The organism is Pseudoalteromonas aliena SW19 (assembly GCF_014905615.1).
Classification (GTDB): Bacteria; Pseudomonadota; Gammaproteobacteria; order Enterobacterales; family Alteromonadaceae; genus Pseudoalteromonas; species Pseudoalteromonas aliena.
Genome location: NZ_AQGU01000027.1, coordinates 296,067 through 320,623, shown reverse-complemented (window position 1 = coordinate 320,623; position 24,557 = coordinate 296,067). Strand labels below are relative to the sequence as shown.

Annotated in this window: 22 protein-coding genes; 5 read left to right on the top strand and 17 right to left on the bottom strand. The window is 40.7% G+C overall.

Features of this window, described 5'->3' with window-relative positions; translation table 11 throughout:
- Nucleotides 1–35 precede the first annotated feature (35 nt).
- Nucleotides 36–716 carry a site-specific integrase gene (locus PALI_RS14835; protein WP_193156311.1) on the top strand — a complete coding sequence of 227 codons (681 nt, stop codon included), beginning with the start codon at nucleotides 36–38 and terminating at the stop codon, nucleotides 714–716.
- A gap of 147 nt (nucleotides 717–863) precedes the next feature.
- Nucleotides 864–3,437 (top strand): M1 family metallopeptidase, encoded by a 2,574-nt coding sequence (locus PALI_RS14830; protein ID WP_193156310.1) that lies wholly within the window; start codon nucleotides 864–866, stop codon nucleotides 3,435–3,437.
- A 68-nt stretch (nucleotides 3,438–3,505) separates the two neighbouring features.
- Here the strand turns inward: PALI_RS14830 and PALI_RS14825 are convergent, their stop codons facing one another.
- Both PALI_RS14825 and PALI_RS14820 read right to left on the bottom strand, forming a co-directional pair.
- Entirely contained in the window at nucleotides 3,506–3,871 is a 366-nt protein-coding gene (locus tag PALI_RS14825; RefSeq protein ID WP_007579906.1) for a hypothetical protein, read from the bottom strand.
- Nucleotides 3,872–3,944: 73 nt separating this feature from the next.
- On the bottom strand, nucleotides 3,945–4,820 hold the full coding sequence (locus PALI_RS14820) for a TolB-like translocation protein (protein ID WP_193156309.1): 876 nt from the start codon (nucleotides 4,818–4,820) through the stop codon (nucleotides 3,945–3,947).
- Nucleotides 4,821–4,977: 157 nt separating this feature from the next.
- On the opposite strand from PALI_RS14820, the gene PALI_RS14815 reads away from it, so the two are divergent.
- The 3 genes from PALI_RS14815 to yjjG all read left to right on the top strand — a co-directional run bounded on the left by PALI_RS14815 (nucleotide 4,978) and on the right by yjjG (nucleotide 7,195).
- Complete coding sequence (locus PALI_RS14815) at nucleotides 4,978–5,877, top strand: phosphoribulokinase (protein WP_138584668.1); 900 nt, start codon at nucleotides 4,978–4,980, stop codon at nucleotides 5,875–5,877.
- 84 nt (nucleotides 5,878–5,961) lie between these two features.
- A complete protein-coding gene (gene yjjX / locus PALI_RS14810; RefSeq protein ID WP_193156308.1) occupies nucleotides 5,962–6,507 on the top strand; it encodes an inosine/xanthosine triphosphatase in 546 nt (181 codons plus the stop codon).
- 13 nt (nucleotides 6,508–6,520) lie between these two features.
- The gene (gene yjjG, locus PALI_RS14805; protein WP_193156307.1) at nucleotides 6,521–7,195 is read left to right on the top strand and encodes a pyrimidine 5'-nucleotidase; all 675 of its coding nucleotides are present in this window, start codon (nucleotides 6,521–6,523) and stop codon (nucleotides 7,193–7,195) included.
- Between the two features lie 80 nt (nucleotides 7,196–7,275).
- On the opposite strand, the gene lpxC is transcribed toward yjjG, so the two are convergent.
- From lpxC to rsmH, 15 genes are all read right to left on the bottom strand, one after another.
- Nucleotides 7,276–8,187 carry a UDP-3-O-acyl-N-acetylglucosamine deacetylase gene (gene lpxC / locus PALI_RS14800; RefSeq protein ID WP_077535966.1) on the bottom strand — a complete coding sequence of 304 codons (912 nt, stop codon included), beginning with the start codon at nucleotides 8,185–8,187 and terminating at the stop codon, nucleotides 7,276–7,278.
- 103 nt (nucleotides 8,188–8,290) lie between these two features.
- Nucleotides 8,291–9,541: a cell division protein FtsZ gene (gene ftsZ, locus PALI_RS14795; RefSeq protein ID WP_182701934.1), complete on the bottom strand. Its 1,251-nt coding sequence runs from the start codon at nucleotides 9,539–9,541 to the stop codon at nucleotides 8,291–8,293.
- 21 nt (nucleotides 9,542–9,562) lie between these two features.
- Nucleotides 9,563–10,795 (bottom strand): cell division protein FtsA, encoded by a 1,233-nt coding sequence (gene ftsA / locus PALI_RS14790; protein WP_077535968.1) that lies wholly within the window; start codon nucleotides 10,793–10,795, stop codon nucleotides 9,563–9,565.
- A complete protein-coding gene (locus PALI_RS14785; protein ID WP_077535969.1) occupies nucleotides 10,792–11,571 on the bottom strand; it encodes a cell division protein FtsQ/DivIB in 780 nt (259 codons plus the stop codon). Before PALI_RS14785 ends, ftsA begins: the two co-directional genes overlap by 4 nt.
- Before the next feature lies 1 nt (nucleotide 11,572).
- Nucleotides 11,573–12,493: a D-alanine--D-alanine ligase gene (locus tag PALI_RS14780; protein ID WP_193156306.1), complete on the bottom strand. Its 921-nt coding sequence runs from the start codon at nucleotides 12,491–12,493 to the stop codon at nucleotides 11,573–11,575.
- The gene (gene murC / locus PALI_RS14775; protein WP_193156305.1) at nucleotides 12,490–13,941 is read right to left on the bottom strand and encodes a UDP-N-acetylmuramate--L-alanine ligase; all 1,452 of its coding nucleotides are present in this window, start codon (nucleotides 13,939–13,941) and stop codon (nucleotides 12,490–12,492) included. Before murC ends, PALI_RS14780 begins: the two co-directional genes overlap by 4 nt.
- Complete coding sequence (murG, locus tag PALI_RS14770) at nucleotides 13,942–15,018, bottom strand: undecaprenyldiphospho-muramoylpentapeptide beta-N-acetylglucosaminyltransferase (protein ID WP_193156304.1); 1,077 nt, start codon at nucleotides 15,016–15,018, stop codon at nucleotides 13,942–13,944.
- A complete protein-coding gene (ftsW, locus tag PALI_RS14765; protein ID WP_193156303.1) occupies nucleotides 15,015–16,190 on the bottom strand; it encodes a cell division protein FtsW in 1,176 nt (391 codons plus the stop codon). The genes murG and ftsW overlap by 4 nt, the downstream gene beginning before the upstream one ends.
- A complete protein-coding gene (murD, locus tag PALI_RS14760) occupies nucleotides 16,187–17,521 on the bottom strand; it encodes a UDP-N-acetylmuramoyl-L-alanine--D-glutamate ligase (protein WP_193156302.1) in 1,335 nt (444 codons plus the stop codon). Before murD ends, ftsW begins: the two co-directional genes overlap by 4 nt.
- Nucleotides 17,522–18,604, bottom strand: a complete 1,083-nt coding sequence (gene mraY, locus PALI_RS14755) for a phospho-N-acetylmuramoyl-pentapeptide-transferase (protein WP_077535975.1) — start codon at nucleotides 18,602–18,604, stop codon at nucleotides 17,522–17,524. It lies immediately after the preceding gene.
- Nucleotides 18,604–19,986 carry a UDP-N-acetylmuramoyl-tripeptide--D-alanyl-D-alanine ligase gene (locus tag PALI_RS14750; protein WP_193156301.1) on the bottom strand — a complete coding sequence of 461 codons (1,383 nt, stop codon included), beginning with the start codon at nucleotides 19,984–19,986 and terminating at the stop codon, nucleotides 18,604–18,606. The genes mraY and PALI_RS14750 overlap by 1 nt, the downstream gene beginning before the upstream one ends.
- Nucleotides 19,983–21,461: a UDP-N-acetylmuramoyl-L-alanyl-D-glutamate--2,6-diaminopimelate ligase gene (gene murE / locus PALI_RS14745; protein WP_193156300.1), complete on the bottom strand. Its 1,479-nt coding sequence runs from the start codon at nucleotides 21,459–21,461 to the stop codon at nucleotides 19,983–19,985. The genes PALI_RS14750 and murE overlap by 4 nt, the downstream gene beginning before the upstream one ends.
- Nucleotides 21,454–23,271: a penicillin-binding transpeptidase domain-containing protein gene (locus PALI_RS14740; RefSeq protein ID WP_193156299.1), complete on the bottom strand. Its 1,818-nt coding sequence runs from the start codon at nucleotides 23,269–23,271 to the stop codon at nucleotides 21,454–21,456. The genes murE and PALI_RS14740 overlap by 8 nt, the downstream gene beginning before the upstream one ends.
- Complete coding sequence (gene ftsL / locus PALI_RS14735) at nucleotides 23,268–23,597, bottom strand: cell division protein FtsL (protein WP_077535979.1); 330 nt, start codon at nucleotides 23,595–23,597, stop codon at nucleotides 23,268–23,270. The genes PALI_RS14740 and ftsL overlap by 4 nt, the downstream gene beginning before the upstream one ends.
- Entirely contained in the window at nucleotides 23,594–24,532 is a 939-nt protein-coding gene (gene rsmH / locus PALI_RS14730) for a 16S rRNA (cytosine(1402)-N(4))-methyltransferase RsmH (protein ID WP_077535980.1), read from the bottom strand. Before rsmH ends, ftsL begins: the two co-directional genes overlap by 4 nt.
- Nucleotides 24,533–24,557: the final 25 nt, after the last annotated feature.

Below are 24,557 nucleotides of genomic sequence, written 5' to 3'. Positions count from 1 at the left end.
AAGATAAAACACATCATTATTTTCAAGGTATTACGTTGAAAACCCATCTTGGTCGCCGGCCTTTTTCTGCCATGGAACTACACACGCTTTATAATGGATATATATACGGTGATTTTAAGGTTGCTCGCGAACAAGCGAAACATTGGCATTTTTGGCTGCCTTTAATTGCCTACTATAGTGGCGCTTACAGCGATGAGGTTGGTTGCTTAACACTTGACGATCTATCTGTTGAAAAAAACATTCTATGCTTTAACTTTCATACACATGGAAAAATAAAACCTCGTTTGGTCCCTGTACATCAAGCTCTTATAAATGCTGGCTTTAATGAATACATAGCGTTTATTAAATCGCAAAATCAACACCGGTTAATGTTCGATTTACCGGCTAAAACGGGTAGGTACAGTGAAAAAGTACGCATTTGGTTTTCAGGTGAAGGTGAGCGAGCTGGCTACTTACAAAAATGTGATATCCCAAACGTAGATCAACTCGGTATGAAAACAGCAATAAGCAGCCTGCGCCTTAACTTTGAACAGCAAGTTCGTATATATGCCCTACAAGCCAGCTCTAAAGATGCCTTCAATTATTTAATGGGCTTTAGCGAGTATCAACACGATACGTTTAACGACACCACTTTGCTAAATACCGTTATTCAACAACTACGTATCATTAATACAAATTTAAGCTGGCAGCGCTTTATAACGCGCGAAAGTCACTGACAAACGTTGTTACTATTTACCCTTAATGTCACCGTTATAATCAATTACTCTATTTAAAAAAACTGTTAGGATATCTAACCCCTAATTATATGAGCATAAAAAAGCCTGTTTAGGGTAGTTTCTAACAACAACAATCTAGGGAACACTATGTTTTTTAAAAGCCTTTTAACAGTGAGCGTTGCACTGGCAATGAATGCTGCACACGCTAACGAATTCGTTATCGAAAAACTCGCAAAACCAAGCTCACAACAGGTGTCGTTAACGCTCGACCCAAGCCAAGATACATTTACAGGGATGACTGAGATTTCCCTAGAAGTACTAAAACCAACAAAATACATTGAGTTAAATGGCGTAGCTTACGCTGTTAAAATGGCGCAATTACTTGGCGAAGAAAATTGTGATTTAAACAACGAAATGCTTAAAACAGGCAAAGTGAAATTTAGTTGTGACGAGCAAATTCAACCAGGTAAATACACACTAAAAGTAGATTTTTCAGCGCCGTATAACCGTCAGAGTGTAGGCCTGTACAAAACGTTAGATCAAGGAACGCCTTACTTATTTACTCAATTTGAGATGAGCGACGCGCGTCGTGCGTTTCCTGTATTTGACGAACCAAGCTACAAAATCCCATTTCAGTTAACAATTACTGCGCCTACATCACAAAAAGTATATGCCAACACACCAGAGCTTAAAGCAATCGTTAATGGCGATATGACCACACACTACTTTGATAAAACGCCGCCAATTCCTTCATACTTAGTCGCTATGGCTGTTGGCCCGTTTGAAGAATTAGAAATTAAAGGTATGCCAATTCCTGGTCGTGTAATTACTCCGCAAGGTAAAATTCATTTAGCCCAATACGCAAAAGAAAACATGCCAAAAGTACTGAACGCACTTGAAGAATACTTTGGCATTCCTTATGTATATAAAAAATTAGACTCTGTTGCAGTGCCAGAATTTCCATTTGGTGCAATGGAAAATTCAGGCTTAGTAACCTACCGAGAAGATATTTTATTAGTTGATTTAGCCGCTGCAACACGTAGCAAAAAACAGCGCAATGTATCAATTATTGCTCACGAACTTGCTCACCAATGGTACGGTAACTTAGTCACCATGAAATGGTGGAACGATTTATGGCTAAATGAAGCATTTGCTAGCTGGATGGCTGCGAAAATTACTAAGCAGCTTAACCCTGAGTTTGAATCGCACTTAGACCTGCCACAAAACAACGTAATGGCACTTGATGCGCGTTTAAGTACTAAGCCCATTCGTAAGCCAATAAAAACTGAAGCCGACATTATGGACGGTTTAGGTCTTGCTTACAGCAAAGGTAGCTCAGTACTTGCGATGGTTGAAAACTGGATTGGCGAAGACGCGTTTCAAAAAGGGATTCAAAGCTACTTAAAAGAATTCTCTTACAAAAACGCAGAAGCAGCTGATTTATGGGAAGCTCTAGGTAAAGCATCAAATAAAGATGTCGCAGGTGTTTTAAAATCGTTTATTGAACAGTCTTCCTTCCCACTAGTTAAAGTAACTCAGCAAGGCAGCAAAGTAACGATTTCACAAAGTCGCTTTGTAAACGCAGGTGTTGATGCGCCAGAACAATTATGGAATGTACCTGTTGCTATTAAATATGGCGCGGGCGATAAAGTAAAAACAGCAAACGTATTACTTAATAAACAAAGCCAAACGCTAGATTTAGACTTTGAGCCAGAATGGATTTATCCTGATCAAGGTGCACTAGGCTATTACCGCTGGGTAATGGATGACACGCAATTTAACGCACTTATCGATAATGCAGCAAGCGTATTGACTGACCGCGAGCGTTTGGCGTTATTATCAGCCACTGACGCGCTACTTGATGCTGGTGTTATATCTGCGGCTAAGTTAATGCAAACACTTGAAGTATTCGCAAGCGATAACCACCCTCGCGTAGCAAATACCGCATTAGGTTACTTAGTATCGCAACAACGTACGTTTAAAGACGATAGCAATAAAGACCTATGGCCTGCATTTATTCGTGATGCAGTTACTCCTGCAGCTAAAAAATATGGTTTAGAGGCAAAAGCTGGAGAAGATGGTGCTATTGCACAACTTCGTGCGGCGGTTGTATCACGCTTAGGTTTTGATGGTGAAGATCAAGTTATAATTAATAAAGCCAAAGAGCAAACGCAAGTGTATTTAAACAACCCACAAAAAGTAGATCCTTACTTAGCGGGCACTTATTTAAGACTGGCAGCTTTTCATGGTGATAAAGCATTACTTGATCAGTTTATGACGACATTTAAAACCACAAAAGATCCACAAGTACGCACTAATATGCTTGCTGCAATGGGCTTTTTTGGCAACCCTGAGCTACAAAAAGCCGTTTTAGCTTACAGCTTAACGGATGAAGTAACCGCCTCTGATATGCGTACTATTTTGTCTGGTCAAAGTTACACAGACGAACGCCAAGCATTGTTTATTGACTGGATATACGCCAATTACGATAAATTAACAACAAGCTTGCCACCGTTCTTTGTACCTAACTTACCGTACTTTACAACCGCAAGTTGTAATGCAAAAAGCTTAGCTAAAACACAAGACTTTTTTAACAAAAAAGTAGCCGATGTAGCAGGTTATGCACGTACGTTAAGTAAACTTGAAGAAAGCACAAATGACTGTATCGCACTTAAAACTCGCGAACTAGAGTCGGTTAATAGCTTCTTAAAAAGTAAGTAATTCTTAGTGATTAAGCTATAAAAATACAAAAGCCGCTGAATATAAATTCAGCGGCTTTTTATGTTTTATTAATTACCAATAATCATAGTTAGCTTAGCTATAAAGTCTTTTGCTGCTTGCTCAGAGTTTATTTTAAATGCCACACCATAGTGAATAGGTTGAGCACTTTTAAAAATACGTGTCGGGAAGCGTGTCATCTCGCTGCTATGAAAATACCCTTGCGCACGTGTTACGCCATCAATATCACTAAAATCATCGCTAAATACTTCAAATGCAGGGCGAATTACTATTTTACCTTTGCCACTTTCACTATGAGTATAAAAAGCTTCTTTAGAGTTTACTAACATGTATTCTGCAATATTTTTAATCTTAAAATTACTTCTGCATTGTAATTTAATAAGCTGCTCTGTCAGCTCGTCTGCACTATAAGCCACGTGTAATCCCTATTAGTTAATTTACGCATTAGATTAACGCATACACAATAAAATCTGAATTTATTTGTCTGCTTTACTTCGTTATATCACATACAAAAGCGAGCTTTTCATTGTTATAACTCATTCTTGTTATATTCGTTTTACAGTAAGTGCTTAAATCAAGCCATTGCGATATTTCATTACTGCCATTAAGCTTGCGCTGATAAACACGGTTTTTAATAGCGTAAGCAATCGTTGCATCGTCTTTTAAAATAAAATCTTGAACTTGAGATGGTAACCTTAGTAAGTCTTCAACCTGTTTATTTTGAGGGTTAAAGCTAGCTAAAATGTGTTGTTCGTTTTTAGTGTAACTAAATAAAAATGTAGCAGTCGAGTTATTATAAATAAGCGTGCGGCCAATGTTGCTTGCAACAACCTGACCTTTAGCAGCCTCTACTGAAGTATATTGAAGTGTGTGGGGCTCACCTAAAATAAACATCACTAAATCATTCTTAATACCCCAAGCATGATAACCAACGGGCTCTATCCAATCAAAAATTCGTGTTGCGGGCCCCTCACTTAAAGGTGAATATTGCCAGAGTTTTTGCTTACCATCGGCTTCAACTACAATAGCTGATAAATTACTTTTATCTGGCATCAATGTTGGCGAATATTCGCTGACAGCTGACTTGGTGAGATTGCTAACCTGCTGAGTTGTTAAGTCGTAGTAGGCAATATCAGTTTGGCTTTTATCACCAACTAATACCTCGTAAGTAAAATATAAACCTGTACTGGTTAAGTAAGGCTGATTGTTATAACTTGTTTTATCGCTCACTATCGTCACTTGCAAGCCATAAGGTGTATTTAAATCAGCAAGTAATATTTGGCTTTTTGGCATACTAGCGTTTGCTATACCTAGGCTCAGGACACTTACGCAAAAGAAGCCTAGTAATGGTTTAATAAGTTTCATGCTTTCTCTCGTTTTAATTTTAAGCACCTCATGATAACGTTATTCGCTGATGCCGTCACTTGGCCTGAGTCAGTCAACGCTTAAAATATCCAAACAACTTAAAATAGTGTTAAGTTTAGTCTGGTTATAAAATCGGGTCCTAAAAAAGAGAATTAACATGTCAGCTAAAAACCCTATTATTGCAATAACTGGTTCATCGGGTGCGGGTACAACCACCACAACCAATGCAATTAAACATATTTTTCGTAGCCTTAATATTCAAGCTGCTTTTATCGAAGGAGATAGCTTTCATCGTTACACTCGCCCTGAAATGGATAAAAAAGTACGTGAAGCACAACAAGAAGGCAAACACATTAGTTACTTTGGCCGAGAAGCCAATGACTTCAGCGCGCTAGAAGCATTATTTAGCAATTATGGCGAAACTGGACAAGGCAAATTACGTCGCTATTTACACACATTTGATGAGGCTGTTCCCTACAATCAATTACCTGGTACGTTCACTCCTTGGCAAGATCTTGATCAAAACACTGATATTTTATTTTACGAAGGTTTACATGGTGGCGTTGTCGATCAGGATGTAGATGTAGCGAAACATGTCGACTTATTAATAGGCATGGTACCTATTATTAACCTTGAATGGATTCAAAAGCTAATCCGTGATACTTCTGAACGTGGCCATTCTCGCGAAGCTGTTATGGGGTCTATTGTACGTAGCATGGATGACTATATTAATCACATTACTCCGCAATTCTCGCGTACGCATATAAACTTTCAGCGTGTACCAACAGTTGATACCTCAAACCCATTTAGCGCAAAAGATATTCCATCACTTGATGAAAGCTTTGTCGTTATTCGCTTTAGAGGAATTGATGATGTTGATTTTCCGTATTATTTACGCATGATCGAAGGCAGCTTTATGTCCCGTATCAATACACTTGTGGTGCCTGGTGGTAAAATGGGTTTAGCAATGGAGTTGGTACTTACCCCTCTCATTAAAGATATTATTTTAAAAAAGCGCGCATTAGAAAACTTAGCCCCACTTGATTTGCCTATTTGATTAGCCTATTTAATTAGCCTTGCTACTCTTTTTTGTTAACGCTAACTCACGTACACTGCTGATTTTGTTTAAAATGAGATCTGTATGTCACAACAATTAAAAATTATTGTTGGTTCTAAAAATCCTGTAAAAATAAATGCCGCTAAGCATATTTTTTCTATGTATTTTCCCGCCCATACTATTAACTGTGAAGGTGTTAATGCTCCCTCAGGCGTTCCAGAACAGCCGATTGGCGAAGACGAAACACGTATTGGCGCACAAAATCGTGTTAATTATTGCAAAGAGCATCACCAAGCTCACTACTACGTGGCAATGGAAGGCGGTGCAGAGCAATTTAGCTATGGTGCAGCAACCTTTGCTTACGTAGTTATTGATAATGCCTTAAATCAAGTTGTAGGGCGCAGCAGCAACCTCCCCTTGCCTCAAGTGCTTTATAACGCATTACTTAAAGGCGAAGAACTTGGCGACGTAATGGACAAGGCATTTAATACTATCAACGTTAAACAAAAAGGGGGCGCTATTGGGTTACTTACAAACAACCACGCCACGCGTGAAAGCACCTATACACAAGCACTCACTTTAGCTATGGCGCCCTTTCTACATGTAGATCTCTACAGCCAAACAAATTAATTTAGGAAGTTGAATGAAATACAACTATGTATTGTTTGATGCAGACGAAACCTTATTTAGGTTTGATATTTTAGCGGGCATGACTCGCATGTTTAAAGCTTACAACGTAGATTTTAGCCAAGACGATTATATTCATTATCAAAAAACCAATAAGCAGCTGTGGATTGATTATCAAAATGGCACTATTAGCGCAGATTACTTACAAATAACACGCTTTAATGAGTGGGCTTCAAAGCTTAATGTGCCCGCAAAAGAGCTAAACGATGCTTTTTTAGATGCGATGGCGCAAATTTGCGAGCCATTACCCGGTGCTATTGAGCTTTTAAATAAACTTAAGCCAAATGCTCGATTAGGTATTATTACTAATGGATTTGCCCGCCTACAAACAGTACGCCTTGAGCATACTGGCTTAAAAGATATGTTTGAATGGTTAGTAATATCTGAACTTGTGGGTATAGCAAAACCAAATAAAGCGATTTTCGAGCACACATTTGAGCTAATGGGTAACCCAGATAAAAGCGAGATACTTATGGTAGGTGATACCGCGGCAAGTGACATACTTGGCGGCAACAATGCTGGTATTGATACTTGCTGGTTACAGCATCCTGGTGAGCAATTAGCCGACGGAATAAAGCCAACCTATACAGTAACTCATTTAAATCAGTTACAAGCTATTTTGGAGTTATAATTGAGTGAATTTTACGCAAAAAAATGACGCTAATTAGCGTCATTTTTTATAGCTGTTTATAAGCTCAACTTTAATACTGATTAGGTATGAGCTAACTCAAGACCGGGTGCAGGCATCGTTACAGGCGTTTCAAATGTAGCCCACTCCCATGCTGACTCTGTTGCCATTATTTTACGAAGTAATTTATTATTTAAATCATGACCTGATTTAAATGCGGTTACTTTACCTAAAAGGTTATGACCTGTCATAAACATGTCACCAACACAGTCTAATATCTTGTGCTTAACAAACTCATCGCTATAACGTAAACCGTTAGGATTTAAAACTTTGAATTCATCAAGTACCACAGCACTATCCATACTACCACCTAGCGCTAGGTTGTTTGCATGCATGTATTCAATGTCTTTCATAAATCCAAAAGTACGCGCGCGACTGATTTCTTCAATAAAGCTTTGTGTTGTTATATCTAAACCAATACGTTGGCGACTTTCGTTGATAGCTGGATGGTTAAATGCAATTTCAAAGTCGATATGAAAACCATCATACGGCTCAACTTCAGCCCACTTACCATCTTCTTCAATACGTACTTTTTCTTTGATTCGAATAAAGCGTTTAGCCGTATTTTGCTCTTCAATACCACCTTTTTGTAACAAGTATATGAATGGTAATGCACTACCATCCATAATCGGCACTTCTGAGCTGTCTAATTCAACAATTAGATTATCAATCCCCATTGCAGCAACTGCTGCAATAAGATGCTCAGTAGTCGATAAGCGAACGCCATCTTTATTAATTAAACAGGTACATAATTGCGTATCACCAACGGCTTCAGGTGTTGTTTCAAAATCAACAACCGGATCAAGGTCTACACGGCGAAATACAATCCCAGTATTTGCGCTCGCAGGTCGGAGAGTTATTGTGACCTTCTCACCTTTATGAAGTCCAATTCCTATGGCTTTGACTACTTGTGCAATCGTACGCTGTTTAATCATAGGTTCGCTCACTTAAAATTAATTACATTCAGACGGCGGATTTTAACATAAATACACCTAAAATCCAATTTTCGTTCAAATTACGAACGAAAGTACTATTTTATTAATCAGCTTGTTTACGTAAAAAAGCGGGGATATCAAAATAATCACTGCCTTCTGATTTATCCGCTTTTTTACTGCTTTGCGTTGAAGAACTCATATTGCTATTTGAGCTAGAAGAAGGCGCTTGTTCTTTGCTCTCAACTTTTGCATTAGCAGTACTACTTTCTTCAGTGCTTGTGCCTTGACTCGCAAAGCTTGGTACGTACATGCTGCTCGATTGGTTTGAAGAACTTGCAACATCAGAACCTGATGCTTTTTTAAAGCCGTTATCTACAATACCAAACTGCGGGCGACGATCGCCTCCTAAGCCAGTTGCAACAACTGTTACTCGTAATTCATCTGTCATTTCTGGGTCAATAACTGCACCAACAACAACCGTTGCGTTTTCTGACGCAAGCGCTTTAACGTGATTACCCACAATTTCAAATTCTTCAATCGCAATGTCCATACCGGCGGTAATATTAACCAAGATACCTTTAGCGCCGGTTAAATCAACGTCTTCTAGTAATGGGCTTGAAATAGCCGCTTCTGCTGCTTCTTGGGCACGATCAGGGCCTGATGCAGATGCAGTTCCCATCATAGCAGTACCCATTGCAGACATTACCGTTCTTACATCGGCGAAATCCACGTTAATTAAACCAGAACGTGTAATTAGCTCTGCAATACCTTGAACCGCGCCAAATAATACGTCATTTGCTTTAGCGAAGGCATCTAGAAGTGTAGTCCCTTTCCCTAAAACTTTAAGTAATTTATTGTTCGGAATTGTAATAAGCGAATCTACAATTTCTGACAATTCATTAATACCTTGCTCAGCGGCTGCTGCACGTTTTTTGCCTTCAAAGTCAAAAGGACGTGTTACGACTGCAACAGTTAAAATACCTAGCTCTTTTGCTATTTTAGCAACTACCGGTGCTGCACCAGTACCTGTACCACCGCCCATACCCGCTGCAATAAAGACCATATCTGCGCCTTCAAGGCTAGCACGAATGGTATCAGCATCTTCTTCAGCCGATTGACGGCCTACATCAGGATTTGCGCCCGCACCCAGCCCAGAGGTTATTTGCGTGCCCAATTGCACTGTAATATCTGCAGATGAATTACGTAATGCTTGTGCATCCGTATTAGCGGCTATAAAGCGCACGCCTTCAATCTGTTGTTTTACCATGTGCTCAACAGCGTTACCGCCGCCACCGCCCACGCCTATTACCTTTATGACAGCTTCTTCGCTGTGTTGTTCCATTATATCAAACATGTTTACTCTCCGACTTGAGCATTAAAACTCGCCTTGAAACCATTTTGCAATGCGGTTCCACCAATTATTGTTATCCTCTGCTTTCGACTTTTGTGCATTCATCGATTGCATGGTACGGCCGTATTGTAACAAACCAACAGCGGTTGCGTACGAAGGATCATCTACGTAGTCTGTCAAACCAACTATCCCGATTGGTTTGCCTATTCTTACTGGCATTTGGAAAATGTCTTCTGCCACTTCCATTGCGCCAGTCATTTTAGCAGTTCCGCCTGTTATAACTAGGCCTGCCGCAATTTGGTCTTCTAAACCCGAACGACGAATTTCTTCCATCGCCAATTCAAATAATTCTCTAAAACGAGGTTCAACAACCTCTGATAACGTATGACGCGACATCAATCTTGCTGGTCGTCCGCCCACGCTTGGTACTTCAATTGTGTCTTCGCTACTTGCCATTTGGCTACTTGCACATGCATATTGTACTTTGAGTGACTCTGCATGTGATATAGGTGTACGAAATATTTTTGCAATATCACCCGTCACTTGATTACCGGCGACAGGAATAACCGCTGAATGACGCAGCGCGCCATTAATATAAATAGTGATATCCATTGTACCACCACCAATATCAAGTACAGCAACACCGAGCTCTTTTTCATCGGGTGTCAGCACTGAATAACACGATGCTAATGCTGTAAAAATAAGTTGATCGACTTCAAGGCCACAACGGTGTACGCATTTTTCAATGTTTTTAGCCATATCGTTTGAACACGTAATAATATGTGCACGTGCTTCCATTCGAACGCCACTCATGCCCAATGGGTTTTTAATACCCTCTTGCATGTCAATACTGTACTCTTGCGGCAGAGCATGCAGCATTTTACGTTCAGCCGAAATAGGTACCGAACGCGCGATATGAATAACATTTTCAATGTCTTCATCCGTCACTTCGGTATTGTTAATAGCCACTACGCCGCTTTCGTTTTGGCATTGAATATGTTTACCAGAGATACCCAAGTACACTGAGCTAATGCGACAATCGGCCATTAATTCAGCTTCGTCTATAGCTCGGCGAATAGACTCAGACACTAAGTTTAAATCGTTAACACCGCCTTTATCCATACCATGAGATACTTGGCTGCCCACACCAACAATGCTGAGCTTGTTATCTGCGGTGATTTCACCTACCGTAGCAACCACTTTCGAGGTGCCAACGTCTAATCCTATTACTAGGTTTCTTTCTGCTGACTTAGTCATGCCTTACTCTTATTTTGTAATTGTTCTTCTTGCACTGGCTTATAACTCACTGCAAGGCCGGTATCATACCGTAAATCGATTGTGTCTATTTGTGCATCTTCACGTTGTTTCATTCGCGGGTAAACATCTATAAACCGCTGTACACGTTTAGCTTTATCTTTGCGCCCTAAATTTAAACGCACCCCGTTATCTAACCATAACTGCCACGAAAAACGCTCCGATAACGCTAAACTTTTTAATGTTAAAGAGTTAACTCTAAGCATCTCATCAAGTTGTTTAAAGGCCACCCATGCTTCTTGTTCGCTACCCTCTGGTCCAAACAACTGCGGTAAATCGGCACTTATTTTATCACTGCTAGCTTGAAAAGCTTCACCACTTTGATTCAGTAATAAATCACTGTTCCAGTGCGCGACGACTTCATGTTCCACTACATAGACTTGTATTGTATCGGGCCATTGTTTTCGTACCGATACAGTAGCTACCCAAGGTAAATCTTGCACAAGTTGTTGCACATGCTTTACATCGAGTTCAAAAAAGCTACTTAAATCCGCTTTTTTTATTGCTTTTATAATCGCGGTTTCATCGGTGTACTTTGGATGTCCTTGCACAGTTAACTGCTTAATTTGGGCATCTTTATTTTCAACTAGCCAATCTGAAATACCAGTGGTTAGTTGTACTAAACCAATCACTACAACTAGAAAAAAGCTTACTCCAAAAATTAGCGACCAATTTAGTTGCTGTTTGATTTTTAGTGCTTTTTCTAAAAGGGGATGCATATTAAAGCGTTTGCTCCAAAATGCGAACAACTAATTGCTCAAAACTTGCCCCATTTGCTTTTGCTGCCATTGGCACTAGCGATTTTTCGGTCATACCTGGGACTGTGTTTACCTCTAGTAGGTAAAAATGCCCTTGCTCGTCTTGCATTGCATCAACACGACCCCACCCACTTGCACCCACTAAATCAAATGCATCAAGTGACATTGCTTGTAAGTTCGTTGTATTCTCAGCTGATAAATTTGCAGGGCAATGGTACTGCGTTGTACTTGACTGATACTTAGCTTGGTAATCATAAAACCCGTTAGGCGTCGTCATTTCAATTACTGGCTGTACTTCATCACCCAATATCGTCACGGTGAACTCGCGTCCAGTGATCCATTGCTCGACAAGCACTTGGCTATCAAATTTAAATGCATTTGCCAGCGCTTTTTCAAGCTCTTGTACTGTACTTGCTTGTGCCATACCGATGCTTGAGCCCTCGTGCGATGGCTTAACCATTACCTTTTTAAATTTATTCATTATTGAAGATGCATCGAAGCCTTTTTTAGCATCAACAACGGTATAAGGTGCCGTACTTAATCCGGCCGACTTAAATAAATGCTTACAGCGCACTTTATCCATAGCAAGTGCCGAACCGAGTACATTACTCCCCGTGTAAGGCAAGTTCATAAATTCAAGCGCACCTTGCACAGTACCGTCTTCACCACCTCGACCATGTAGCGCAATAAAAACACGTTCTATGTTTAGTTCTTTTAACTCCCATAATGAACGAGTTTGCGGATCAAATGCAATTGCATCAACACCACTGTTTTGCAGTGCATTTAAAACGGCTTGACCAGATTTTAATGACACTTCACGCTCTGCTGAGTTTCCACCTAGCAATACCGCTACTTTACCAAACTGTGCATTTACCTGAGTCATACTTCACCTTGTTTAAGTTTTTCTATCGACATACCCGTTGCAGCTAAGGTTTTTACTAATTGCCCTATATTACCTGCACCTTGGGTTAATACTAAATCGTTATTTTGTAAGCACTCGGCCAGCATACCAGCAAGCTCTCCACTTGAAGCTACATGCAATGGCTCTTTACCACGTTGGCGTAAGCTGCGGCATAAGCTTTTACTATCGGCACCTAAGATGGGTTCCTCACCGGCGCTATACACGTCAAGCAGTAATAGTTGATCGACGTCAGCAAGCACTTTAACAAAATCTTCGTACAAGTCGCGTGTACGGGTAAAGCGATGTGGTTGATAAACCATGACTAAGCGTTTATCTGGCCAGCCTTCACGTGCAGCTGCAATTGTTGCAGCAACTTCTGATGGGTGGTGTCCGTAATCATCAACGAGCATCACACTACCGCGTTCATTTTCAAATTCACCATAGTGTTGAAAACGTCGACCAATCCCTTCAAATTTTTGTAGGGCTTCTAAAATTGCGTGATTCGCAATATTTTGATCTTTTGCTACAGCAATTGCTGCGGTGGCATTAAGTGCATTATGCTTACCTGGCATGTTTAACTTTACCGTTAAGCTCTCACCTTGCTTATTAGTCACGGTAAACTCACAAGTATTAGCCGATTGGCTAAAATTGCCCATCCGATAATCTGCATCACTTGATTCGCCATACGTAATAACAGGGCGGCCAAAACGCGGGATGAGCTCAGCAGCTACTTCCGAATCAATACACACAACAGCTAAGCCATAGAACGGTAAGTTATGAATAAAATCCACATACGTGTCTTTCATTTTTTCAAGGCTACCGCCATACGTTTCCATGTGATCTTCTTCAATATTAGTGATCACTGAAACCATAGGCTGTAAATGTAAAAACGATGCATCACTTTCATCAGCTTCTGCTATTAAAAAATCGCTTTTACCTACTTTCGCGTTACTTCCGGCGCTATTGAGTAAACCACCAATAATAAACGTTGGATCTAGCCCTGCTTGCCCGTAAATACTCGCAATTAAGCTCGTTGTGGTCGTTTTCCCATGCGTTCCCGCAATCGCTATACCGTGGCGAAAACGCATTAACTCTGCTAACATTTCTGCACGACGCACAACCGGAACTCTTGCTGCTTTTGCTGCAATTATTTCAGGGTTTGTTTCGTCAATTGCACTTGAAACGACCACTACGTTGGCATCTTTTACGTTGTTTTCGTGATGCCCAATAAAGACTTCCGCGCCCGCTTTAATTAAACGATCTGTCATTGCACTATGCGCAATATCTGAGCCTGTAATACGGTAACCTTCAAAAGCGAGTACTTCAGCAATACCGCCCATACCCGCACCACCAATACCGATAAAGTGTATTGTTTCAATTCGACGCATTGCAGGTCGTGTGTGTTTTTCTTGTACTGATGCTTCTTTCACTTACACTCTCTTATTTGTTGCTTGCTCACAGTGCATTGCAACGCATTCTGTGGCATCTAAAATGGCTTGTTTATGAGCATTTGCTGCCATTTGTTTAATTAATATTGGCTTGGCTAAATAGGGGCTTAAAAGTTCAACTATTGATTGCTTGTTAAACTGCCCTTGTGGCATTAACAATGCCCCATTTGCCATAACTAAGTATTGCGCATTCGCGGTTTGATGGTCGTCTACGGCATGTGGAAACGGAACAAAAACAGCCATTTTCCCTGCGGCTGCAATTTCGCTAACAGTTAATGCGCCCGCTCGGCAAATAACAATATCAGCCCAAGCATACGCTGCATCCATATCATCAATAAACTCAGCTATCTTTATTTTATTATCATCAAAAGTATGTAATTTATAAGCGTCTTCTACACTGCCTAGATGCCCTTTCCCCGTTTGGTGCCATACACTTATTGCGGTGGCATTACTCAACATTTTAAATGCTTCAGGCAATGTTTGATTGAGCACTTGTGCTCCAAGCGAACCACCTACTACTAAAATATTGATAGGGCTTGATATTTCGCGCTTAGGTATGTCAATAACGCTTTGACGTACCGGATTACCAACAAGCTCAGCAGTACCATGCGCAAAAGCACTTGGAAAAGCAGCTAATACACGATCTGCAAATTTAGCGAGCCATTTATTACTCATTCCTGCAACGGCATTTTGTTCATGGATCACCAATGGGATACCTAAACTTTTAGCAGCAATTCCCGTTGGACCCGTCACATACCCACCCATAGCGAGTACGACATCAGGACGCTGCTTTTTTAAAACGTTACGCGCTTGCAGTATTGCGTTAAGCACCATAAATGGGGCTTTTATAAGGCGTTTTAACCCATTACCACGCACGCCTTTTACATTAATAAAGTCAATGTCTATATTATGCTTTGGTACAACATGCGCTTCCATTCTATCTGGTGTGCCTATCCAGCTAACTTGCCAACCTTGCTGCTTTAAATAGTCAGCCACCGCAATGCCAGGAAAAATATGACCGCCCGTTCCACCAGCCACTACTACTAATCGTTTGCTCATCGCTTACCTCCGCGTGAGGTGGCTTGCTTGGTTGCCATCTTAGTTTCAAAATCTACGCGTAATAAAATACCCGTGGCTATCGTCATTATTAATAAACTTGAACCACCATAAGAAATAAACGGCAGTGTTAAGCCTTTTGTTGGTAAAATACCAGCACTCGCGCCTACATTAACCATGGTTTGAAATGCAAACCAAATACCAATAGCAAACGAAAAGTAACCTTCATATTCTTTACCGCACCTTAGTGCTTGCTGGCCAATTAATAAGGCTCTAAATACTAAGGTACCGAGTACCATTAAAATACTTACAACGCCTATTAAACCAAGTTCTTCGCCTATTACAGCAAAAATAAAATCATTGTGTGCTTCTGGTAAATATTGCAGTTTTTGTACGCTATTACCTAGCCCTTGACCAAACCAACCGCCTTGGCTATAAGCCATTAGTGACTGCACTAATTGGTAACCTTTGCCAAACGGATCATCCCAAGGATCTAAAAAACCAACAACTCGAGCCATACGATATGGTTCAACAATAATCAGTAAAACTACGAGACCAATCCCCGTTAAAATCAATACAAAAAATTGCCATAACTTCGCACCGGCTAAAAACAACAAACCAACGGTTGTTACAAACATTACCACTACGGTGCCCAAATCTGGTTGCAGTAAAATAAGCAGCGCATATACAGCAAATACAGCAATGGGCTTTGCAAAGCCTTTTATATTTTCTTGTACTTCTTCGCGCTTTCTTACTAAATAACCTGCTATATAACTAAAGAAGTATAATTTAGCAGCCTCTGCGACCTGAAAGCCTACGGGGCCAATGGGTATCCATCTTTTTGCACCGTTTACTTCACGTCCAATTATCAATACAGCAATTAATAACACCATGCCCAGTATCAACAGATAAGGATTTGAACGTTTCCACCAATCCATTGGTACGCAAACAGTTATCCAAAAAAGTACAAGGGCCATCGCTAAAAACATGCTGTGGCGAATAGTTATATGGTAGGGATCGTTAAATAATCGCTCTGCGGTAGGCATTGACGCACTAGTAACCATTATAAAACCAACACCAATAAGCATTATTACACAATATAATAGCGGCACGTCGTATAACTGCCCTGAAGGCTTGGGCGTTAATGCGTCTTTTATATCAGCAAAAGCAATCATATTTGATCTGCCAGAACGCACTGAACAAAGTCATCACCACGCTGCATATAATTGTTATACATATCTATACTGGCGCACGCCGGTGCTAATAAAACAATATTGCCTGCGCTACTAAGTACTTTGGCCAAAGCAACGGCTTCTTCCATATTGTTTGTTAAATAGCTCTTATTGGTAATCACAGCTAAGTCACTTGCATCTTTACCAAAACAAATTAATGCTTTTACATGCTGTTCTATGTAGGGTTTAAGCGCATTTAAATCAGCGCCTTTGGCATCGCCACCAGCAATAACGATAAGGTTCTCATCGTCACTAGCTAAACTATCTATTGCAGCTATAGTGGCTCCAACATTGGTCGCCTTTGAATCGTTAAAATACTTTACACCGTTAAGCTCAGCTACAAATTGGCAGCGATGAGCCAACCCATTGAATTGACCTAACGCGTTTTTATATTGCTTTTTGCTTACTTCAAAAGGACTTAAAAGCGCCATAACTGCTAGTGCATTTAAATAATTATGCTTACCTACCACAGCTAGCGTACTCACAGGTAAAAAGGCATCGCCTTTAAGCATAAAATGAGTTTCGTTATTGTACTGCGCTAAATAAAAATCACCTTGTTGAGCACCAAAGCTAATTTTGGGGGTTGTACTACGCTCAATAGGATGTGTTTGACTATCGTCGGCATTGACTACAATAAGCTCTGCACAATTATAAATACTGCGTTTTGAATCTATATAAGCTTGATAGCTATCGTAACGATCTAGGTGATCCTCAGATACATTTAATACAGTTGCGCTTATAGGCTTTAAACTTTTGGTAGTATCTAGTTGAAAACTTGATAGCTCCAATACATACACATCAAACTTATCATCAAGTAAATCAAGCACCGCCGTGCCAATATTTCCACCTAATGCAACTTTATAGCCGGCTTCTTTTAGTACTTCATAGGCAAGTGTCACCACGGTTGATTTACCATTAGAGCCCGTTACTGCAACAACCGGTTTTGTGTTAATACGCGCAAATAACTCTACATCACCAATAACTTCAACGTCATTGCTAATTGCCAGAGCAATTGCCGGTATTTTTAAACTAAGGCCGGGGCTTACAATAATCATATTGCTTGAGCAAAGTGCTGCGTTATCTAAATCACCAAAGTGGGTAATCAGTGCTGGTGCATACTCTTTAAGCCAATCAATTCCCGGTGGGTTTACTCTGCTATCAACTACTTTAGGTGTAATACCGTGAGATAATAAAAAACGCACAATGCCCAGACCGGTTATACCGAGTCCGAGCACTGTTATTTGTTTATTTTTTATCTCGTTTAAATACTGCATTTATCGAATCTTTAATGTCGCAAGGCCAGCGAGTACTAGCACTATTGAAATAATCCAAAAGCGCACAATAACACGCGGCTCTGGCCAGCCTTTTAATTCATAATGATGATGAATTGGCGCCATTCTAAAGATCCGTTGCCCACGTAATTTATACGAGCCAACTTGTAATATTACCGACAACGCCTCCATAACAAACACACCACCCATAATAATAAGTAGTAACTCTTGACGAACTAACACTGCAATAATGCCCAGGGCACCACCTAGAGCTAATGAACCTACATCACCCATAAACACTTGCGCTGGGTAAGTGTTAAACCACAAAAAGCCAAGCCCAGCCCCTACTATGGCGGTACATACAACAACAAGTTCACTCGCCAACGGCAAATGCGGGATATGTAAGTAAGCCGAAAAGTTAATATTACCCGTTAAATAAGCAATAATAGCCAACGCTGAAGCCACTAAAATAGTGGGCACAATGGCTAAGCCATCAAGTCCATCGGTAAGGTTTACCGCATTTGAGGTGCCTACCAAAGCAAAATAAGTAATCACAATATAAAATAAACCAAGTTGTGGCAGCACATCTTTAAAAAATGGCACAACAAGTGAAGTTTCTGATGCCTGTGTACTTGTAAAGTACAAGGCAGTCGCCACAACTAATGCAATGACCGATTGCCAAAAGTACTTCCACTTAGCAATTAGACCTTTTGGATCTTTACGAATAACTTTACGGTAATCATCAACAAAGCCAACAATACCTAACGAGCCAATTACAAACAGTGTGGCCCATACATATTTATTTGATAAATCAGCCCAAAGGAGTGTACTGGTAAAAATAGCCGCTAAAATAAGCAGGCCACCCATAGTCGGCGTACCCGACTTAGATAAATGCGATTGCGGACCATCGTCTCGAACTGTTTGACCTATTTGCATGCGTTGCAAACCACGAATTAACTTAGGCCCTAAATAAAGAGACATAGTTAGTGCCGTTAAAATACCTAAAATGGCGCGTAGCGTTAAATACGAAAAAACATGAAAACCACTAAAATACTGTGTTAAATACTCAGCCAGCCAAACTAACATTATGATACTCCATTGATGGCTTGTTGCTGGCCATTAACTAAATCGGTTACTAATAATTCCATGCGAGAACTGCGCGATCCTTTCACGACTATTGTTGTTTTTTTATTCACTTTATTAATACTTGTTTGAATTTGTTGCAGCATTTGCTCACGATTCGAAAAATGACGGTTAGGTAGCTCAAACACATCGCTCGCGCATTTACTCAATACCCCTAACGTAAATAACTCGTCGATGCCTTGTTGTTGAGCGTATTCACCGACTTCTTGGTGATACTTTCGTGCATCTTCGCCAAGTTCACCCATATCCCCTAACGCTAAAATTCGGTGACCTTGCATGTCGCTTAATAAATCAATGGCTGCTTTTACCGACTTAACGTTAGCATTGTAAGTGTCATCCACTACAGTGAGTAAATCAGATACTTCAATTAAATTAACGCGCCCTTTTACATCATTCATTGTGGCAAGTGCATTGGCTATTTCTTCAAGGCTTACATTAAACTCGCTGGTAAGTGCTGCTGCAATAAGCGCATTACCCACATTGTGCTTACCTGGCAGTGCTAAAGTAACGGGTAGTTTTTTACTTTTAGTACAAAGCGTAAAGCTTGCACGCGCATTTTTATCAAGTGAAATGTCTTCTGCCCAAATATCGAGTTTTTCGGTCGTTGATAAGCACTTAACATTTTTATTTTTGAGCTTGTCTAACCAGTACTGACTAAATTCACTATCGCAATTAACAATGGCAACCCCATTATCTTTGAGGCCATCAAAAATCTCACCTTTCGCTTTTGCAACGCCCATTAAGCTACCAAAGCCTTCTAAATGTGCTGCGGCAACATTACACACAACAGCCACATCAGGTTTTGTCATTGCCGTGGTATAGGCTATTTCGCCTAAGTGATTTGCGCCCAGTTCAATAACTGCAAAGCGGTGCTGTGGCTCTAAACGCAATAGCGTCAGTGGCACACCAATATCGTTGTTAAAATTACCTTTAGTGGCTAATACATCACCATGAACCGACAAAATAGCGGCGCACATTTCTTTTACCGTGGTTTTACCCACACTGCCTGTAATCGCAATTGTTTTAGGTGCCACTTGCGCCATAACAGCAGTGCCAATGACGCCCAGTGCAATACGTGTATCACTCACTATAAATTGTGCAATATCTACATCTACTTTATGCTGAACAATAACGCCAATAGCGCCCTTTTGTTTAGCCTCGGCTATAAATTTGTGGCCGTCAAAATTAGGCCCCTTGAGTGCTAGAAACACTTCCCCTTCGCACACTGTGCGAGTATCGGTGTTTATGTTTAACACATTTAGATTATCACCTTGATAATCGGTTGTTAGCACATTAGCTAACCAATTAAAATCCATTGGGATCATTGTTTTATCCCTCTTACTGCTTTTTTTAGTTGTTCTTGTACATAGCGGCGATCGCAAAAATCGATGCGCTCATCGCCTATAATTTGATAATCTTCGTGGCCTTTACCTGCAACCAATATCACCTCATCCGCTTTAGCATTATTTATTGCATAGCTGATGGCTGTTGCTCTATCGGCCTCTAAATGCGCCTTTCTTGGGTCCGTTAAGCCTGCTGCCACATCGGCAATAATTGCATTGGGATCTTCTGAGCGAGGGTTATCACTGGTAATAATAACTTTATCCGCGTTTTGCTCTGCGGCTTGCGCCATGAGTGCTCGTTTACCTTTATCTCTATCACCACCACATCCAAATACACAACTCACACCACCTGGGACATGCTGCTGTAATGCTTGTAAAGCAAGCGCAAGCGCATCCGGTGTGTGTGCGTAATCAACCACACACGTTGGCATACCAGCTTGGCTAAATGCTTGCATTCGACCCGCCACTGGTTGTAATTGCGCACAACCTACAATTAACAGTTCAAGCGGATAGCCTAACCCTAATAGGGTCGCAAGCGCTGCCGTTAAGTTATATAAGTTGAATTCGCCAAACAGCGGTGATTTAATTGATATATCACCCCAGCTAGTCGATAACTGCGCCGAAATACCGTCACTTGAATATTCAACATCAGAAAAATAAACGTACTGAGCATTTTTTGGGATTAAGTTTTTACGGCCATAACAAATAAGATTATTAAAATCGTATTTTTCAAGCCATTGCTCAGCTTGAGAATCATCTTGATTAAGCACTACAACCTGAGGTTCAAAATCACGAAATAGCATTAATTTCGCATCACCATAACTTGCCATATCACCATGGTAATCTAAGTGATCCCGCGAGAGGTTAGTAAACACAGCCGCTTTAAAATGGCACTGTGCAACACGCTGCTGTACCAGCCCATGAGACGATACTTCCATTGCCACCAGCTTTTTATGCTGCAAATTTAAATCGCTAAAAATATGCTGTAAATCAACTGTTGAAGGCGTGGTATTTATCAGTGGAATTAAGTTATCAGGATGACCATAACCTAAAGTACCTATAATAGCGGACTCAGTACTACAAAATTGCGCTAAGTGGGCAATCATTGCTGTGGTGGTCGATTTACCATTTGTACCTGTTACGCCTATCAAATCAAGTGATTGACTAGGCTGTTCATAAAAACGGCTTGCTAGTTCTGGAAGTTTTTTATCAAGCTCCGACACCAAATACAGTGGTTCAAAGCCTATTTCAAATTCACATAATCTGTCAGCAATAATAGCTGTTGCGCCATTTTCAATTGCTTTAGCAATAAATTGTCCGCCATCAAGTGAATGGCCTTTAATAGCAACAAATACATCACCTGCCGTTACCTCACGACTATCAATGCGTAAGTGTTTTACCAACTGCGAAGGCGCATCAATATCTATGTATTTTAAAATTTCTTTTAAATCACGCATCGTTATCTTTACCTTTTACGTACGCAACCTCGTCCTTGTCTGGTGCAACGTTCAATATTCTTAATGCGTTAGAGATGATTTCTGCAAATGCAGGGCCAGCAATGGCACCTCCATAGTACACATCACCACCTGGTTCATTAATCATAACTACCACAGCCAAACGCGGATCACTTGCAGGTGCAATACCAGCAAAATAACCTACATATTCATCACCATACCCACCTGCAACGGCTTTTTTAGAAGTCCCCGTTTTGCCAGCGGCACGGTAACCATCAACCTTAATTTTGTGCGCAGTACCACCTTCTTCAAACACACTTTCCATCATGCTAACGACGGCTTCTACGTCTTTTTGCTTAAAAACACGATCACCTTCTGGAATATTATCTTGCTTTAAAATCGTCAATGGCCGATTAACGCCACCAGCACCCAACATGGTATAAAAACGCGCCATTTGTGCAGTACTTACTGAAATGGCATAGCCAAACGATAAAGTGGCAATCTCAAAATCTGACCAACGACGATTTGGATAAAATAAACCACTGCTTTCACCTACCATGCCAGTGCCGGTATCACTACCAAACCCTACTTTTTCATATAAACCCACGAGGTAGTCTTTAGGCACTAGTTGCGTGATTTTAGCCACCCCCATATTTGAAGAGTATTTTAAAATTTCACGTAATGTCATTTCGCCATGGTTGCGAGTATCTTTAACTAAACTCCCTCCCAAACGCATCCAACCCGGATACGTATTAACTTTATCATCAGCCTGAATTGCGCCGTAGTCTAGCCCAGCCAAAATGGCTAGAGGCTTAACGGTTGAGCCTGGTTCAAACAAATCGGTAATTGCGCGGTTGCGGCGTTTATGTGGAGCAGCGTCAGTTAAATTATTTGGGTTAAATGAGGGACTATTTACCATTGCCAGTACTTCACCGGTTTTGACATCAACTACCATCGCCGAGCCCGACGTTGCTTTATAAGTTAATACCGCTGATTTTACTGCTTTATAAGCAATACCTTGAATACGTTGATCAATACTAAGCGCAATGCTATCTGGCTCTACGCGTTCGCGTTCATCCAATACTTCAACTTCGCGCCCCTGTGCATCTTTACGAATAGTACGGCGGCCTTCTTCACCTGTTAATGCGTTTTCGTAAAGTTTTTCAATGCCTTCAATCCCTTTCCCGTCAATATTGGTAAAACCAATAACATGCGCGCTAACCTCTCCCGCAGGATAGTAACGTTTAGATTCATCTAATAAATGAATGCCAGGAAGGCGTAAATCGCCAATGTAATTAGCAACGGCAGGAGTAACTTGGCGCTTGAGGTAAACAAATCGACGAGTCGGATCATCTAAAAGTCGTGTGTTTATTTTTTTAGGGTCAATACGTAAAACATCAGCGAGTTCACGCCAACGTATATCGTTTTTGTAATATAGTGCGGTGCGTTTATTAAGCTCTGCGGTATTATCTATTAGTGATTGTTGATCTTCACCACTTTTACGCGCTTGTTTAACAACTTTAGCGACGAGTGATTTATGAAGTGCCTTAGGATCAGCATAAACACTAACTACCGGTACGCTTACAGCGAGTTCTTTGCCATTGCGGTCAAAAATCATTCCGCGCTGCACATGTAGTTTTTCAACACGTACGGTGCGTTTGTCACTTTCAGAACGCGCTTTATCAGGTTCAATGACTTGTAAATAAGCAGCGCGAGATACCAAGGTTACAAACACCATAAACACAACAGCGCACACTAGCATGAAACGCCATGTAATTAAGTTATTTGCTGGTTTTTTTCCTCGCGTTCTCATTGTAATATTATTACCTGTTCATCTTGGCTTGTCGGCCGTTTCATTTTTAACTGCGATATAGCAACTTCTTCAATACGCGCATGCTGCGAATAAAACTCTTCTTCAACCAGTAAGTAACGCCACTCCAAGTCAAGCTCATCACGCTCTTGCAATAGCATATCTTGTTTAATTAGCTCACCACGTGAAAGGTGGGTTATTTGTACAACAGTAAAACAAGAAGCGAATATCACAACCAACAAAGCCGAGGTAAGCGCATTCGCTCCTAGACCTTTAACTATTTCAAAAAATAAGTTGGGTGGTTGACGATGATTCGCTTTTTTACTCATCCCAATCTCTGTGCAATCCTAAGTACTGAACTACGAGAGCGTGGATTTCGCTGAACTTCTGCAGCACTTGGTTTAATAGCTTTACCCACTGCTTTTAACGTCAGATTTTTATTTATTTGAGCGTCAGTTAAAGGCAGACCTCTGGGTAACACTTCTCCCCTACTCTGTTTTCTAATAAACTGTTTAACAATACGGTCTTCTAATGAATGAAACGAAATAACCACTAAACGCCCACCAGGCTTAAGCACGTTAACAGCAGACTGCAGCGCAGTTTGAATTTCTTCTAGTTCGCTATTTATGTAAATACGAATTGCTTGAAAAGTACGGGTCGCGGGGTGCTTAAACTTATCTTTTACCGGCACTGCTTCATCAACTAAATCAGCAAGCTGCTTAGTTGTAGTAATTGGCGTGTGCTCTCTGATCTCAAGAATTTTATGAGCAATACGTTTACCAAACTTTTCCTCACCCAGTTTTTTAATTACATGGGTAATATCATCTAATTCAGCCTCAGCTAACCACTGTGCTGCACTTCGCCCAGTTGTAGGGTCCATTCGCATATCAAGCGGGCCGTCTTTCATAAAACTAAAACCACGCTCAGCGTCATCAAGTTGTGGCGACGACACACCTATATCCAATAAAATGCCATCGACTTTACCAATGAGATCGTTTTGCTCTGCTACTTCGTAAAGTTTAGAGAAGCGACTATGAGCAATTGCAAAACGAGAGTCATCTGCAAACTTTTCAGCAGACTGTATTGCTTGTGGATCTTGATCGATTGCTTGCAAACGACCTTCATCACCAAGGCGAGCTAATATTTGCCCTGAATGACCGCCACGTCCAAATGTACCATCCATGTATATACCGTCTGGCTTAATTGCAAGGGCATCGATAGTCTCATCCATCAAAACGGATACATGTTCAAATTGCGCTGTCATTAGCTATTGTTTGCCTTTTTTTGTG

What these genes read in the sequence shown, in the direction of transcription:
- PALI_RS14830 (WP_193156310.1), top strand. Translation starts at nt 864, where the DNA reads ATGTTTTTTAAAAGCCTTTTAACAGTGAGCGTTGCACTGGCAATGAAT.
- PALI_RS14820 (WP_193156309.1), bottom strand. Translation starts at nt 4,820, where the DNA reads ATGAAACTTATTAAACCATTACTAGGCTTCTTTTGCGTAAGTGTCCTG.
- PALI_RS14815 (WP_138584668.1), top strand. Translation starts at nt 4,978, where the DNA reads ATGTCAGCTAAAAACCCTATTATTGCAATAACTGGTTCATCGGGTGCG.
- yjjX (WP_193156308.1), top strand. Translation starts at nt 5,962, where the DNA reads ATGTCACAACAATTAAAAATTATTGTTGGTTCTAAAAATCCTGTAAAA.
- yjjG (WP_193156307.1), top strand. Translation starts at nt 6,521, where the DNA reads ATGAAATACAACTATGTATTGTTTGATGCAGACGAAACCTTATTTAGG.
- lpxC (WP_077535966.1), bottom strand. Translation starts at nt 8,187, where the DNA reads ATGATTAAACAGCGTACGATTGCACAAGTAGTCAAAGCCATAGGAATT.
- ftsZ (WP_182701934.1), bottom strand. Translation starts at nt 9,541, where the DNA reads ATGTTTGATATAATGGAACAACACAGCGAAGAAGCTGTCATAAAGGTA.
- ftsA (WP_077535968.1), bottom strand. Translation starts at nt 10,795, where the DNA reads ATGACTAAGTCAGCAGAAAGAAACCTAGTAATAGGATTAGACGTTGGC.
- PALI_RS14785 (WP_077535969.1), bottom strand. Translation starts at nt 11,571, where the DNA reads ATGCATCCCCTTTTAGAAAAAGCACTAAAAATCAAACAGCAACTAAAT.
- PALI_RS14780 (WP_193156306.1), bottom strand. Translation starts at nt 12,493, where the DNA reads ATGACTCAGGTAAATGCACAGTTTGGTAAAGTAGCGGTATTGCTAGGT.
- murG (WP_193156304.1), bottom strand. Translation starts at nt 15,018, where the DNA reads ATGAGCAAACGATTAGTAGTAGTGGCTGGTGGAACGGGCGGTCATATT.
- ftsW (WP_193156303.1), bottom strand. Translation starts at nt 16,190, where the DNA reads ATGATTGCTTTTGCTGATATAAAAGACGCATTAACGCCCAAGCCTTCA.
- murD (WP_193156302.1), bottom strand. Translation starts at nt 17,521, where the DNA reads ATGCAGTATTTAAACGAGATAAAAAATAAACAAATAACAGTGCTCGGA.
- mraY (WP_077535975.1), bottom strand. Translation starts at nt 18,604, where the DNA reads ATGTTAGTTTGGCTGGCTGAGTATTTAACACAGTATTTTAGTGGTTTT.
- PALI_RS14750 (WP_193156301.1), bottom strand. Translation starts at nt 19,986, where the DNA reads ATGATCCCAATGGATTTTAATTGGTTAGCTAATGTGCTAACAACCGAT.
- murE (WP_193156300.1), bottom strand. Translation starts at nt 21,461, where the DNA reads ATGCGTGATTTAAAAGAAATTTTAAAATACATAGATATTGATGCGCCT.
- PALI_RS14740 (WP_193156299.1), bottom strand. Translation starts at nt 23,271, where the DNA reads ATGAGAACGCGAGGAAAAAAACCAGCAAATAACTTAATTACATGGCGT.
- ftsL (WP_077535979.1), bottom strand. Translation starts at nt 23,597, where the DNA reads ATGAGTAAAAAAGCGAATCATCGTCAACCACCCAACTTATTTTTTGAA.
- rsmH (WP_077535980.1), bottom strand. Translation starts at nt 24,532, where the DNA reads ATGACAGCGCAATTTGAACATGTATCCGTTTTGATGGATGAGACTATC.